This is a genomic window from Marinicella rhabdoformis, assembly GCF_009671245.1.
Lineage (GTDB): Bacteria > Pseudomonadota > Gammaproteobacteria > Xanthomonadales > Marinicellaceae > Marinicella > Marinicella rhabdoformis.
Genome location: NZ_VTFS01000001.1, coordinates 1,029,920 through 1,044,994, shown reverse-complemented (window position 1 = coordinate 1,044,994; position 15,075 = coordinate 1,029,920). Strand labels below are relative to the sequence as shown.

At 44.5% G+C, this 15,075-nt stretch carries 11 protein-coding genes; 6 read left to right on the top strand and 5 right to left on the bottom strand.

Annotated features, from left to right (window positions below; all coding sequences use genetic code 11):
* Positions 1 to 177 precede the first annotated feature (177 nt).
* Positions 178 to 816 (bottom strand): alpha-ketoglutarate-dependent dioxygenase AlkB, encoded by a 639-nt coding sequence (locus FET73_RS04520; protein WP_154222712.1) that lies wholly within the window; start codon positions 814 to 816, stop codon positions 178 to 180.
* Between the two features lie 372 nt (positions 817 to 1,188).
* Here FET73_RS04520 and thrA point away from each other — a divergent pair, with 372 nt between their 5' ends.
* The 3 genes from thrA to thrC are packed head-to-tail and all read left to right on the top strand — an operon-like array spanning position 1,189 to position 5,972.
* Positions 1,189 to 3,672 carry a bifunctional aspartate kinase/homoserine dehydrogenase I gene (thrA, locus tag FET73_RS04515; protein ID WP_154222711.1) on the top strand — a complete coding sequence of 828 codons (2,484 nt, stop codon included), beginning with the start codon at positions 1,189 to 1,191 and terminating at the stop codon, positions 3,670 to 3,672.
* On the top strand, positions 3,673 to 4,668 hold the full coding sequence (gene thrB / locus FET73_RS04510; protein WP_154222710.1) for a homoserine kinase: 996 nt from the start codon (positions 3,673 to 3,675) through the stop codon (positions 4,666 to 4,668).
* The gene (gene thrC, locus FET73_RS04505) at positions 4,665 to 5,972 is read left to right on the top strand and encodes a threonine synthase (RefSeq protein ID WP_154222709.1); all 1,308 of its coding nucleotides are present in this window, start codon (positions 4,665 to 4,667) and stop codon (positions 5,970 to 5,972) included. Before thrB ends, thrC begins: the two co-directional genes overlap by 4 nt.
* Before the next feature lie 73 nt (positions 5,973 to 6,045).
* Here thrC and FET73_RS15385 read toward each other — a convergent pair whose 3' ends face one another.
* Both FET73_RS15385 and FET73_RS04500 read right to left on the bottom strand, forming a co-directional pair.
* Entirely contained in the window at positions 6,046 to 6,171 is a 126-nt protein-coding gene (locus FET73_RS15385) for a hypothetical protein (RefSeq protein ID WP_281347590.1), read from the bottom strand.
* Between the two features lie 495 nt (positions 6,172 to 6,666).
* Complete coding sequence (locus tag FET73_RS04500; RefSeq protein WP_154222708.1) at positions 6,667 to 8,841, bottom strand: pilin; 2,175 nt, start codon at positions 8,839 to 8,841, stop codon at positions 6,667 to 6,669.
* Positions 8,842 to 8,970: 129 nt separating this feature from the next.
* Here FET73_RS04500 and FET73_RS04495 point away from each other — a divergent pair, with 129 nt between their 5' ends.
* The 3 genes from FET73_RS04495 (at position 8,971) to ligA (ending at position 12,398) form a co-directional block, all read left to right on the top strand.
* The gene (locus tag FET73_RS04495) at positions 8,971 to 9,690 is read left to right on the top strand and encodes a YebC/PmpR family DNA-binding transcriptional regulator (protein WP_154222707.1); all 720 of its coding nucleotides are present in this window, start codon (positions 8,971 to 8,973) and stop codon (positions 9,688 to 9,690) included.
* 66 nt (positions 9,691 to 9,756) lie between these two features.
* Entirely contained in the window at positions 9,757 to 10,380 is a 624-nt protein-coding gene (locus FET73_RS04490; protein WP_154222706.1) for a cell division protein ZipA C-terminal FtsZ-binding domain-containing protein, read from the top strand.
* The gene (ligA, locus tag FET73_RS04485; RefSeq protein ID WP_154222705.1) at positions 10,377 to 12,398 is read left to right on the top strand and encodes an NAD-dependent DNA ligase LigA; all 2,022 of its coding nucleotides are present in this window, start codon (positions 10,377 to 10,379) and stop codon (positions 12,396 to 12,398) included. Before FET73_RS04490 ends, ligA begins: the two co-directional genes overlap by 4 nt.
* A gap of 9 nt (positions 12,399 to 12,407) precedes the next feature.
* On the opposite strand, the gene FET73_RS04480 is transcribed toward ligA, so the two are convergent.
* Together FET73_RS04480 and FET73_RS04475 are read right to left on the bottom strand one after the other, a co-directional pair.
* Complete coding sequence (locus FET73_RS04480; RefSeq protein ID WP_154222704.1) at positions 12,408 to 12,803, bottom strand: hypothetical protein; 396 nt, start codon at positions 12,801 to 12,803, stop codon at positions 12,408 to 12,410.
* 85 nt (positions 12,804 to 12,888) lie between these two features.
* Entirely contained in the window at positions 12,889 to 15,069 is a 2,181-nt protein-coding gene (locus FET73_RS04475) for a patatin-like phospholipase family protein (protein WP_154222703.1), read from the bottom strand.
* Positions 15,070 to 15,075 lie beyond the last annotated feature (6 nt).

The window sequence follows — 15,075 nt, the reverse complement described above, 5'->3', positions numbered from 1 at the left end:
TCAAAAGATGGGCTGCATTTGTCATTTTCTAGCTTAGATAAGTATGACTGTTCAGTTTGATTAGTTCGCCGAGTGTCATAAGTGTTCCTGTTGATTAAGTACTGCCCATTTTTTATCTAAATATCAGGAATAAAAAGATGAATAAAGCATCATATCAAAGAATATCGCTTGGTTGATTCAAACTTGCCTTAAGGTCACATTGAATCGATGAAAGCCTAGTTCTGGATGGGGTTGGGTGTTTTTGGTTTCTACGCCATGGTACATCAGGCGGGCGGTTCTGCCCCAAATCATCACATCGCCATCGTTTAGGGTGATTTTCTTTGCGGGGTTGTTGCGGCTGTCACCGTAAATCAAGAATGTGGCGCTCATGCCGAGAGAAACTGAGACCACAGGTTTGGACAGGTCGGGTTCGTTTTTGTCTTGGTGGGCGCTGAGTTTTTGGCTGGCTTGGTAGTGATTGAGTAAACAGGCATTGGGTTTGAAATTGTTGAAGCCTGTTTGAATGGCGGTTTGTTGGGCCAATTCGATGAATGCTTGCGGAATTTTGGGCCATGCTTTGCCAGTTTTGGGGTCATTGGGTAAATATCGATAACCTGCCTGACCACTGGTCCAACCTTTGTCACCGCAATTGGTCATGGAAATGTTGAGCCTTTTTCCACCGGGCGTGTGCATGAAGCGTAATGGTGCTTGTTTAACCACTTTTTTGAAGTCATCGGCCCATGATGTCCATGACACTTTGTTTCTGAACAAATAGATGTCTTTGCTTATTTCTGCTTGTGTATCAAACAAGTCGTTGTCGAATGATGGGGTGCTCATGGGTTGTTTGATAATTTATGTGGAGATTGTTTTATGAGATTATATCTTGTTCATTGCATTTCATCAGCAATGACTTGAAGTGATGGGGTGTACTGATGATAAATTGATGGCAACTTCATGAAAAGGCCTATGCCTTTTTTGCATAAGGATTGACAAGACTGGGAAAAGCCGTTTTAATGAAAGCACTACAAAAACCTTGAATGATGATTTTTAACAGACGCACTGCCTTAATTATTACGACAACGATCACAACCGTGACTCGTCGTGAGGTCATGCGCTGATTTAAATTATTTCATTTACCCAGCCCGTGACTTCCTCAGGAATCACGGGCTTTTTTTTGCCCTAAAGATTATATAAAGTTGTGAAAAGAATATGAAAGTAATGAAATTTGGAGGCTCTTCTCTGGCCTCAGCTGAACGATTCGCTTCGGTGGCACATTTGATTGTTGCTGAACGAGACCGGTTACAAGGACCGCCATATGTGGTTTTATCTGCGCCAGCTGGTGTGACCAATGAATTATGCCAAATGGTGACGGCTTTGAATGAAGGGGCAGTCGATGGTACAGATTCAGCTACAAACACCAATGCCGGCATCAATACATTACACTCTTTTCAACAACGAACCTCACAATTACTTAACGACAGCAAGCCGCTGTTATCTGATGCTGTCTGGATGGTGGCTGAAAATCAGCTGAAATCGTTGCTGAATGATTTGTCAGACAAGGTCAAAGGGTGTCAGTTATTGGGTTCTTGTCCGGCACCGGTAGCCACAGCCTTGTCAGTGGCCGGTGAGCAGTTCAGTGTGTTATTAATGCAAGCACATTTGTCACAGCTGGGTTGTGAATCTGCGAAATTGAATCCCGCTGATTTTATCCTGGTGGGCGATCAAGATTTGGTCGATGTCAGCGAAAGCAGCGTGCGTTTTGATGCTTTATCTTTGGCACCGATGGTACATTTGATGCCGGGTTTTTATGGTGAGGATCAACAGGGTCAATTACACACTTTGGGTCGCAATGGTTCAGATTACTCGGCTGCTGTTTTGGCGGTTTGTACCCATGCTGAATCGTGTGAAATTTGGACCGATGTTAATGGCATATACCATGCCGACCCGAGGATCGTAGAAGGTGCGCAGTTGATCGAACATTTGTCATTCAGAGAAGCGATTGACCTGTCATACTTTGGTGCCAAGGTACTGCACCCGAACACCGTCTTGCCGCTGGCGCAACAAAACATCTGTTGTGTGATCAAAAACAGCCAGAACCCTGAAGCCAAAGGCAGTATGATTTCAAACAACAGAACCAGCAAAAAAACCGTCAAAGCGATTTCCAATTTATCTGATGTGTCGATGATCAATGTCAGTGGTGCCGGTATGAAAGGTATGGTCGGCATGGCCGCGCGGGTGTTCGATGTCATCAGTCAGGCCCAAATTTCGGTGGTTTTGATCAGTCAAACTTCATCAGAATACGGCATCAGTCTGTGTGTTTCAGGGGCGCAAGCAGAACAAGCCGTTGACGTGTTGAATCGCTGTTTTGAGTTGGAAATCGGTTTGCAATTGATTAAGCCGATTCAATGCCAAAACCACTTGTCGGTGATCAGCGTGGTCGGTGACAGCATGTACCAGCACAAAGGCACCGCGAGTCGCTTTTTCGCCGCCTTGGCTCATGCCGGTGTGAATGTGATTGCGATTGCACAAGATGCCTCAGAACACAGCATTTCTGCTGTGGTGCGTTCAGAACGAATTGAAGATGCAGTGATAGTTTGTGACCATTATTTGTTCTCTAAGCAAGCCCGTGTGGATGCCTTTTTGATCGGTTGTGGCACGGTTGGACAGGCATTGATTGGCCAAATCAAAAAACAACAAGCTTGGTTGAAAAAGAAACAAATTGATTTGCGTGTGGTGGGCATTGCCAACAGCAAGAAGCAGTTGCTGTCCGAACAAGGTTTGGACTTAAGCCAATGGCAACAACAATTAGACTCAGCACCGGCCAGCTTGAATGCACAAGCTTTGGCTGACTGGGCACAAGACCAACATTTGATCAATCCAGTGGTCATCGACTGCACCAGCAGCGAATCGGTTTCGCAAGACTATGAAACCTATCTGGCCGGAGGCTTGCATGTGGTGACGGCCAACAAAAAAGCCAATACGGACAGCATGTCTAGGTATGTGGCTTTGCACCAATTGGCCGCGGAAAAACAAAAGCAGTTTTTGTATGAAACCAATGTCGGTGCCGGATTGCCGGTGATCAATAATTTGCAGAATTTGCGCCGGGCAGGCGATGAATTGTTGCAGTTTGAAGGCATATTGTCAGGGGCATTGTCCTATATATTTGGCGCCATACACCAAGGCATGAGTTTGTCAGAAGCGACAGCGAAGGCCAAATCCTTGGGCTATACCGAACCAAACCCAGCCGAAGACCTCAGTGGCTTGGATGTGGCTCGTAAAGTGCTCTTAATGGCTCGTGAAGCGGGTTTGTCCTTGGAATTATCAGACGTTGTGTTGGACGCGGTGGTACCAGATGATTTGGCACAAATAAGCGAAGCCGATGCCTTTATGCAGGCCTTGCCAAGTTATGATGATGCTTTTAGTGAAAAGGTGAAACAGGCCGAAGCCAACAATCAGGTCTTGCGTTATGTGGCCAGCATCACTGATGGCCAATGCCGGGTGGCTATTCAGGCAGTGGACAGTGACCATCCTTTGTATGACATTCAAGCAGGTGAAAATGCTTTGGCGATGTTGACTGAATATTATCAGCCCAAGCCATTTGTCATTCGTGGTTATGGCGCGGGTGCGGAAGTCACGGCAGCGGGTTTGTTTGGTGACTTGATGCGCATAGACACTTTGAGTCGGGAGTATTGAATGAAGGTTTCCGTTTTTGCACCAATTTCAGTGGGCAATGTGGGTGTTGGTTTTGACAGTTTGGGATTGGCATTAGAGCCGATACATGGTGAACCATTTGGGGATGTGGTGCATGTGGATGACAGCCCAAGTGGACAAGATCAGTTCACTTTAGCGGGCAGTCATGCCCATTATTTGCCATCGGAGAAAGAAAAAAACATTGTTTGGTTTGTGCTACAGCAGTTTAAGCAAGCCTTGTCAAAACGACAAATAAATGCCAAACATTGTTCAATCACACTAGAGAAAAACATCCCGGTTTCCAGTGGCTTGGGTTCCAGTGCTTGTTCGGTGGTTGCGGCTTTCGTGGCTTTGAATAACTGGTACCAAAAACCATTCAATGAACACCAGTTGTTATACATAATGGGACAAGCCGAAGCCGAGATTTCAGGCAGTTTACATTATGACAATGTCGCGCCTTGTTATCTGGGCGGTATGCAATTGATGTTACCTGCGGGCGAATCGGTAACGCAAACTTTACCGAATTTGGTTGGTGTGTACTGGGTGATTGCCTACCCTGATGTGGTAGTCAGTACCCAAGCCGCTCGAGCGCTGTTGCCTGATGAAATTGAGCGGGCTACAGCGATTCAGTTTGCACAGCATTTGGCTGGCTTTGTTGATGCCTGTCATCGCGGTGACAAGAACAGCGCATTTGCCTTGATGAAAGACGTGATAGCCGAACCGCACCGTGAAAGTATGATTCCAAAATACAAAGAGAGCAAAGCACAGTTGTTGGCCATGGGCAGTTTATCGGTTGGTATTTCAGGATCTGGGCCGACCTTATTCTCAGTTTGTGATGACCTAGAAAAAGCGAAAGCCCAGGCCGATTGGTTAGCAGCCAATTATCTCAACAAAAGGGGTTCCAGCAAAGGTGGCGGTTTTGTCAGTATTTGCCAGGCCGATGTGCGTGGTGCACGTCAATTAAAACAACAGGATGCGCAATCAGGGGAAGCGAAATGAAACTTTATAATTTAAAAGAACGGTCACAGTCGGTGAATTTTGACGAGGCTATCAAGATGGGCTTGGGTCGAGATCAAGGTTTGTTCTTTCCGGAAAAAATACCACGGTTAACAAACATGGATGAGCTGTTGCGCATGCCAGTGTTTGAGCGAAATGTGATTATTCACAGGGCTTTAATTGGTGATGCATTGACAGATGAACAGCTCAATGCAGTTGTGGAAAAAACCTATGACACACCAGTGAAATTGCGACCATTGGACGATAAAAAGGGTGCTGCATATTGTTTGGAGTTATTTCATGGCCCAACCTTGGCGTTCAAAGATTTTGGTGCCAAGTATATGGCCAATTGCCTCAGCCAAATCAGTAACCAAATCAGTAAAGAAAGCAGTTCTAACAACAAAATCACCATATTGACCGCCACTTCGGGTGACACAGGCGCGGCTGTAGCGCAAGCCTTTTACGGTTTGGAGAACATCGATGTGGTGGTGCTGTTTCCCAAAGGAAAAATCAGCGAATTGCAGCAAAAGATGTTCACCACTTTAGGGGAAAACATCAGAACAGTGGCGATTGATGGGGCTTTTGATGATTGTCAAAAGTTGGTGAAACAGTGTTTTGATGATGCTAAATTAGTCCAGTCTTTGGGTTTGAATTCGGCCAATTCGATTAACATCAGCCGCCTTTATGCCCAAGTTTGTTATTACTTTGATGCCATTGGGCAATTGTCGGAAACAGAGCGAGAGAATGTGGTGGTTGCTGTGCCCAGTGGAAATTTCGGTAATTTGACCGCTGGTATCATTGCCAAGTGCTTGGGATTGCCAATCAAGCGGTTCATCGCAGCGACCAATGCCAATGACACGGTGCCTCGCTATCTAGAAACGGGCCAATGGCAACCCAATGAAACTGTCGAAACCTTGTCGAATGCCATGGACGTGAGTCAGCCGAATAACTGGCCGCGGATTGAGTATTTGGTCACATCGGGTCAATTTGATGCCGATTTGTTGAACGGTGTTTCGGTGACTGAAAGCCAAACCGCTGAAGCCATGAAACAGATGCAACAACAAGGCTACATCAGCGAACCGCATGCGGCTGTGGCTTATCATGGATTGAATCAATCTTTGGTTGAAGGTGAAACCGGCCTGTTCCTCGGCACGGCACACCCCGCGAAATTCAAATCATCTGTTGAAGACATCTTATCGATTGAATTACCACTTCCCGCAGAGATTGACGCTGTAAAAGACAAAGCCGATTTATCCGTGTCGATGAAAGCAGATATTGATGCCTTGAAAACGTATTTGTTGCGGTGAAAATTATTTGTAGTTGCAAGGCATGTCGCTGCCTTGCACCGCAACATGGTTTTGTTATGAAATGAACTGGTGGTTAATGGCTTGGGTTGGATAACAAACCAGATCGGGCATCCGCAAGGGGTACAACTACAGTCAAACCAGACTGGTAAGTTTTGTAGCTGCAGGGCTTGCCCCTGCCTTTGCTCCACAATAAAGCCATGTGCTGTCTTCCTGAGGTCAGGTGATGGAAATATTGCGGTTTGGGCGAAGCACAAGAAGCGATATTGGAATGCCGTAGGCCGTGAACTCATGACACCATATCTAAAATAAGTGGAAAGAACTGTATTCTTGTGAATTGTATTTAATGGCATGTCGCGTGAGTCGAATGGATCTCAAGATAAACACGAGATTTCTCAACTTGCCTGAGGCTCCCTCGAAATGACGGGTTGTTGTGTATTTCGTAGTCGCAGGACTTGTCCCTGCCTTTGCATCGCAATATGGTTTGTTATGAAAGAACTGGTGGTTAATGGCTTGGGTTAGGTAACACACCAGATCAGGCACCTGCAAGGGGTGCAGTTACAGGTGAAGTTCATTCAATTTGTGTTAATTCATGAAGGCTTCGACAAGCTCAGCCGGCTTGTTTTTTACATAAATTACAGTATGAAGTTCACTGAGCTTGTCGAAGTGGTTGTTTAGGCTTGCTTTATGAGTTTCATCAATGCCTACACATACTCGGCAAATACCTGATTTTTGCATTCGATTCACAGCGCCATTCTACGTAACTTTGGCTGCTGAAATCAGGAATCAAATAAACATAATCATCAGGGTTTAATTGTCCGTCCCAATAATTCAATTCAATCATGATGGTGCCAGATTCTGGGTCAATTTCAATGCCGTCAATCATTTCAATAGAAGCCAGATCGAACCCTTGTAAACTGCCTGTGTTTAAGGCATGTTCTGCAATCGCTATTTTATGCATTGAGGCTTGTGCTAAGGCGCTGCCAATTTTGGCACGCACGGTGTAATCGCGGTATGCGGGTACTGCATAAGCCATCATGATTGAAACGGTGTAGAGGCTCATCATGCTGCTTTCACTGCTGAGCAGGCTTTCTAGTACAGAATATTCATAGGCGAGCTTGAGTGACACTTTTTCACTGTCAGAGCTCAAGGCCATGTTCATGCGACCGGTTTTGGGCAGTTTTAATTCACTGGCGGTGGGTAATTGAAACAGATCAACATGTGTGCCTGCCATGTCGCCCAATACTTGGATCACCGATAAGTAGATGTGGTAAATGTCCTTGGGTAAATTGTCGATTTCTTTACCATAGGCCAAAATGGCGCTGTCCCAGTTGACCTTCTGGTTATGATTCAACCAGTCTGATAATTGCTGTGTTTCATTGCTGTTGAATTTTTCGGCCAATACTTGTGGCACGGCTGCAAAGTAAATCACATCGCCTTTACGAACCCAATAGCTGTGCTGTTTGAACATGCCAAGGACTTGACTGATTTGTTCAAAGTCTTTGGGCAATTCTGCTTCTTTTTGCGTTAGGAACAGTTGGAGTAAACCTGAAAAGTGCATTTGGTTAATTTCAACACCTGCGAAGCTTTGTGAACCAGCTTTTGCATCAACCAATGAACTGAATTTATTGAACATATTTTGGTGTGTGCTTTGGTCTTTAATTTTGAGTGCCATCCAGCGGCCTGCCTGGTCATTAACCATCAACAATTTTTGTTCATAGGCTTTCAATAAGTCAGCGGCTTCAAAACCCATGACTTGAGAAAATTTAGCTGAAATTTCATTCCAAGTTTTGTTGTTTTTGGTATTCAAAGACATCATGTTTGTGGCTGATTTGATTTGGTCAATGGTCGGTAGTGCCATTTGAAACACACTTTCGGGCTTACCAGCCAAACTGACGTCAAAGCTGCTTTGCGAAGACAGGCGCGGCATAAACAAACGCCAGCCCGCTTCAGGCATCAATACGTGCATGCTCAATGCGGATTTACCCCTGGCTGATTCGGTGCCCAACCAAATGTATTCCATTTGATCGACGGCCAGTTTTTCTGCTGCCATGCGCTGTTGAGGAGGCAAAAATGCAGCACCCAGTTGATAAAGTTTTGATACCGCCACCCAAGTTTTTAAATTTAAACCACTGGGGTCTGATGTTTTGTCCAATTGCATGATTTTGTTTAAAGTGGCAGCTGTTTTGTTTTGCCACAAGGCATCCAATTTCTTTTTATTCGCACCCAAGCCAGAAAGTACCAATAACTGGCCGCTGTCTTCATCGTATTGAATGTGATTGGTGATGCTTTGTACATTGAATTGCCATTGGGTTAAGTTGTTTTCCTTGGTCGCTTCGCTGCTCAGTTGCGGTGATACCAACTGCAATGATTGGTTGATCAATTGGTCTAATTGCTCAGCTGTTAGCCCATCAAAACTGGTGGCTAAAGCGACATTGGGCATCAAAGAAGCTGCCGAATAATTCAACATGGCCAGTTCAATCGGACCACTGTGGTGTAACAACAAGGTGTTGACCAGTGCTTGTTGCTCGCTGGGTATCAACTTGAGGTATTTTTCAGCCGCTGAATTTTTAATTTGTGCCACTTGCTTTAGAAATTCTGGGCGCTCTTGAATCGGATGTAAGCTGTCGGCTTTTGGGTCAAACAATGTGTTCCATAGGTTTGGTATGCTGGCATAGGCAACAGTTTGTTCGGGTAAGTGATTTCTCAGCCAGCTGCTTTTGTTGGCCTCAAAAGAATAGCCACGTTCATTGAATTGTGTGGTTGAGTTGTTGCTGTTGTTGGCATTGTTGTCGTTATTTTGACAACCGCTGAGCGTTAATATAGCAGCAAAAATAAGGACGAAGGTTTGGCGGATTTTGTGATTCTGCATGTTTTGTGTTGAGCTAAGAAAGTGAAAAATTATACCCCAAAAGTCACCAAATGCATGAAACTTGCTGCACGGGCTTTCTAATCGTCCGGTGAGTGGTTAAAATAGCGGCTTTAGAACACGAGTAACAACATGGGAAGAGCGTTTCAGAACAGAAAAGAATCCATGGCAAAAACATCGGATGCCAATGCCAAGGTTTACAGCAAATTCAGTCGAGAAATTTACGTTTGTGCCAAAGCAGGCGGCGGCGACCCAGATGCGAACTTGGCTTTGCGCAGCTTATTGGATCGTGCCAAAAAAGCCCAAGTACCTGCTCATGTGATAGACAAGGCCATCGACAAAGCCAAAGGTGGCGGCGGCGAAGATTTCGCTGTGGCACGTTATGAAGGTTATGGCCCGGGTGGTTGTATGGTGATTGTTGATTGTTTGACTGACAACCCGAACCGCACTTTTGGTGATGTGCGTTTGTGCTTCACCAAAACAGATTGCAAAATCGGTACACAAGGCACGGTCATGCACATGTTTGATCACTGTGCCATATTGGTGTTCAAAGGTGATGATGAAGATGCGGCATTAGAAGCCTTGATGGAAGCCGATGTCGATGTCAGTGACATAGAGAATGAAGGCGGTATGTTGACCGTGTTTGCGCCGCACAATGAATACTTCAAAGCGAAACAGGCACTGGAAGAAGCTTTTGGTGAAATTGACTGGGAAGTTGATGAAATTCAGTTTGTGCCTCAAAACACTTCGCCTATTACTGATGAAGAGCAGTTGGCTTTGTTTGAGAAGTTCATCGACATGCTCAATGATTTGGACGATGTGCAAAACATTTACCACACAGCTGAAGTGTAATTCTGAGTTGCAGTTGATGCTTCATTTTTGTATGATAAATAACATTATTTAATAGGCAATAAACCTATGCTGGAACTGAGATTATTGATTGCTTTTATCGGCCTGATTGTTCTGGCGTTGATCTATTATTTTGGCACCAGAAAGCCAAAGATGACTCGCAGTGATTACCATGAAGACGAGTTGTTTCAAATTGATCCTGTATTGGAGCCGGAAGGTTCTGCTATGTCGGAACCAGAAGTTCAAAGTTCTGCAATTCCTAAGCCAAACATTGACACCCAAAGTCACGGTAAAATCGTGACTTTATTCTTGCATGCCAAAGACGGCCTTCAATTTGATTGGCACCAAATCAAAGATGCGGCGGCCAAAGCCGGTTTAGAGTATGGTGATGATCATTTGTTTTACCGTTACCGTCGAATTGGCAGTGAGCAAGAGATGCTGTTTTTGGTGGCTAACATGTTGAAGCCAGGTGTGTTTGATGTTGATTTGAGAACCACTGGGCTCGCATTTATCATGCAAGTGCCCGGCACCATGAACGCTTTGGATATGTGGGACACCATGTTTCCTGTCGCCACCCGAATGACAGAAATTCTTGACGGATATTTGACGGATGATAACCATTCTGCATTTTCAAGACAGCGCATTGCTTCAATGCGAGAGGAAATGCGTCAAATCGATCACGACAACGAATGAAACTCAAAAATCTCGCCGAATATTTGGCGCAAGTTGAATTACTCAACCACCACGCGCAGCAATATTACGTTTTAGATGATCCTGAGATCAGTGACGCTGAATATGATGCAGCCTATCGTTCACTGTTGGATTTCGAATCAAGACACCCTGATGCTGTGGCTTCAGATTCCCCAACACAACGTGTGGCAGATCAACCGTTGTCACATTTTGATTCGATACAGCATGCCAAACCCATGCTGTCTTTAGGTAACGTGTTTTCTGAAGAAGAGTTGAATGCTTTTGATGAGCGCATTAATAAAATACTGAGTGAAGAGTCGGGTGACAGCGGTGAAATTCACTATGCAGCTGAACCCAAATTGGATGGACTGGCTGTCAGTATTCGCTATGAAAATGGCTTGCTGGTTCAAGCGGCTACACGCGGAGACGGTCAAAAAGGTGAAAACATCACCGCCAATGTCAAAACCATGCCATCGGTTCCACTGAAACTGAAAACTGAAACTCCGCCTGAGGTATTGGAAGTTCGGGGCGAAGTGGTGATGTTGCGCAAAGGTTTCGATGCTTATAATGCTTGGGCTGAAAAAAATGATGAAAAAGTTTTTGCTAATCCAAGAAATGCCGCTGCGGGTTCTTTAAGACAATTAGACCCAAGAAAAACAGCACAAAGGCCGTTGTCTTTTTTTGCTTATTCCATTGGTGACGTGTCTGCTGACTTTGAATTTAATAAGCACTCTGACATCATGGCTGCGCTGAAAACTTTGGGTTTTCAAATCAACCACTTGAATCAGGTGGTATCGGGTGTTGCCGGTTGTATGGCTTTTTATCAAAAGGTAGGACAACTGCGTTCGAGCCTAGATTTTGATATTGATGGTGTGGTTTATAAGGTTGATGATTTATCACAGCAGGACATTTTGGGTTTTGTCACCAAGGCACCACGGTGGGCCACTGCACATAAATTTCCAGCAGAAGAAGCGACTACAGTTATAGAAAATATTGATGTACAAGTGGGTCGCACAGGCAGTATTACACCCGTCGCCAGATTAGAGGCTGTTACCGTTGGTGGTGTCAGCATCACCAATGCGACCTTGCACAATGAAGATGAAATCAGGCGAAAAGACGTGCGTGTTGGTGACACGGTTTTTGTTCGTCGAGCCGGCGATGTGATTCCCGAAGTGGTCAAAGTGGTTAAAAGTAAGCGTCCAAATGACAGTGTGCCATTTGATATGCCAACCCATTGCCCGGTGTGTGACAGTCAGTTATTTAAAGCAGATGGAGAAGCTGTTTTGCGTTGTTTGAATGGATTGAATTGTGACGCCCAAAGGAAAGAGTCTATCAAACATTTTGCTTCACGCAAGGGCATGGATATTGATGGTTTGGGCGACAAATTGGTTGAACAACTGGTTGATGCTGGTTTGATCAAAACACCTGCTGATTTGTACAAATTGAAAGAAGCACAAGTGTCTGGGCTTGAGCGCATGGCCCAAAAATCGGCTCAAAATTTGCTTAATGGCATTGAAAAAAGCAAACAGAATACATTGCCTCGATTTATATACTCGTTGGGTATTCGAGAAGTCGGAGAGGCAACGGCTTTGACTTTGGCTAATGCGTTTAAAAACATGGCAGCTTTGATTGCTGCGGATCAAGAAACATTGGTTTCTTTGCCTGATGTGGGTGAAATAGTGGCAGCCAGAATTTTGCATTATTTCAAGCAAGAATCCAATTTAGCGGTGATTGAACAGCTGTTGTCAGCGGGTGTTACTTGGCAAGAAATCAAAGCGCCGGAATCAGCTGAGTTGATTTTAGAAGGGCAGACGGTGGTGTTGACAGGAAAGCTGAGTCAACTGACCCGATCTGATGCCAAACAAGCACTACAAAGTTTAGGTGCAAAAGTCACGGGCTCTGTATCTGCTAAAACTGACTTGTTAGTGGCGGGTGAAAATGCCGGGTCAAAGTTAGCCAAAGCCCAAGACTTGGGTGTTAAAGTTGTTGATGAACAATGGTTAGTTAATCAACTGAATTGATCAGCCTTTTTAATCGAAATCACCAAAATATATCCGATCGAACTCAAACGCACCATCGCAAATCAAATCTCCTGTTTGACTGGTGAGTATGATGGCTTTGCGGCCCAGGTCATAACTGACATCACCAATAAGCCCTATTTCTTGGGTGTCGGTAACCAAGGTAAATAGGCCGGTATTAAATGGTGGGTCGGAATTGAATTGAGTACAGTTATTGATGTCATTGTTGAGGGCCAGCACTTCCTGATTGCTAAAATCTATGTTGATGTCTTCATATATTAAATAAGCCACATCGTCTAAAACCAGCCAATTTTTAGAGGCGATAGGTTCGCCTTCTGTGTGTTCTGATGGGGCTGCATGAGTGAATGTGCAGGCCAACAAACCCAACACAAAAGTTTTTGTTTTCAAATCATTTCTCCAATTTCGCCATCCAATCATAGCGACTGGATTGAAAGGAAATTGTGAAATGAAACGAAAAATAGGGTTAATCTGCTCAGAATCCAGTACCTATCCGCAAGTAAAACTGAACATCGCCACCCCGACTGTAGCCTGTGCCAAGGAATAAAACGGTATCCAATACATCAAAAGATATGCCTGATGATACACCATATTTCATGTCATCAAGATTGATGTGTCTTTGCCAGACGTTACCCCAATGCGTCTTGACACGAAAATCGGGACTACCAATCACTGGTAAATTAATCATGGGCAGTTCTGTAAACCAGCCCACTTCAGCAATAAAGGCATTCAAACCCAACAGTGAGTGTGTTGGGTACCCTGCAAAATCATTGATACCACCCATGGCAAGGAAATACTCGTCATCATCTGTTAGGTGCGTTAAAGTGGTTTTTAAACTCAAATGTAACGCAGAGCGTTTCAGCATTGGAAGTCGTTGGTATCCGTTAAATGAGATCCACTGGACGCGATCGAATACCCCCAGTTCTGTGGTAATGTCATGACCAAAACGAGGTGCTACAGCTTTTTCGAGCGTGTCATTGCCGTAGTTAATTTTTATACCAACAGTTTGGTCAACAGCAGTATTAAAGGCTGTTGAATTAATCGTGGCAACCACGCTTTCATCCTTATACCAAAGACCTGCACGCCATTCAGTGGTTTCTGAAGGGTTATAGCCCAGGCCTATACCAAAGCCATACTCTTTCAGGTCATACTCACCAACTGCTTTGATACCTTTATAATATCGCCTGTTGTCTTTGGCCAGTATCAAATCTGCAGTGGCAAAGTATTTGTTTTTGAAATCCAGTGGCTGGTAGAGTTGAGACTGCCATGAGATTTCTGACCCAAGGCTGAGTGCATTACTCCAAGTGGCACCTTTGGTGTTGATGTTGTGTCTTTGGTGGCGTACCAACAGTGAAAATCGGGTGTTAGAGTCAAAGTCATCTGCGACTTGCAGCCCAAACTTCAAATAATCAGGCCCCCATAGCTTTTCTTTTACTGTGAAGTTGATGCCTTTTTTATTGTCTCGTTCTTTAATATGGTAAGTGATGACTTGAATGTCTTCTTCGTGGGCAACAATGGCGTCTGCTATGACTTGAATTTCTTTGGCATCAAAGGCCTTTCCAATCAATGATTTTGCACTATTTTGTAAGCGTTCAGTGGCGGTTCTTTCATTGCCATTGAATTCAACAAACTGAATGGTGCTGGGGATTTCTCTGGGCAGGAAATTTCTGCTTTCTAAGTGTGCCAAATATTGACGTTCTGTCACCCTAAATGGTTCCAGTTTTGATGAGTTCAGGTAAGTTGCCAAGTAACCTAAATTTGCAAAAGCTTCACTCTCAGTAAAATCAGATGAAGTTAATTTTTTTAAGTCGGGTGTAATTAAAATGTCTGCATGTTTGGCTGAAACCTTGGTGTTTTGTACCAAACTGACATCAATACTTTGGTAGGTGACAGAAATCAATGATGAGTTTTCATCAACATGATTCAAGGGTGATGAAATGTTGACAGCTATGACGATGTCTGCCCCCATGTCTTTGACTACATTCACAGGCAGGTTGTTCAAGATACCGCCATCCGCAAGCATCCTGTCATGGTGTTTTACTGGGCCAAACAAAAGCGGAACTGCCATAGATGCACGCATGGCCATGGCCAAGTCACCATGATCAATTATATAAGGCTCGCCTGCATTGAGGTCGGTGGTTATGGCACGAAAAGGGACTGGAAAATCGTCAAAATTTTGAGTTTGAAAAGAGCCAACAATGCGCTGTAATTCAAGCATGATTTTGTGGTCACTGGCAATGCCTGTGCCTGTTTTAACAGCGTTATCAACGATGCCAATTTCTAGATCTGCTATGTAATCTTTTTCAACTTGCCGCTGTCTGTAGTTTTTCAATTGCCTTTTGGGAGAGGGATTCATGGCATCTTCCCAGTCAATAGAATGAACAACCCACTCTAAATCATTGGGACTCATGCCAGTGGCATACAAGCCGCCAACAATACTGCCCATTGAGGTGCCAGCAATATAGTCGATAGGGATTTGCTTTTCTTCCAATGCGCGCAATACACCAATATGAGCCAAACCTCTGGCACCACCACCAGACAAGGCCAGTCCAATTTTGGGTCTTTTGTTTGTCGATTGATCATGACCCAAAGAGGGGCTTGAGCATGTGAGCAAAAGAGCCAGTAAAATTAAGAAATGTGTGGTGCCAGGTCGCATGCAGTT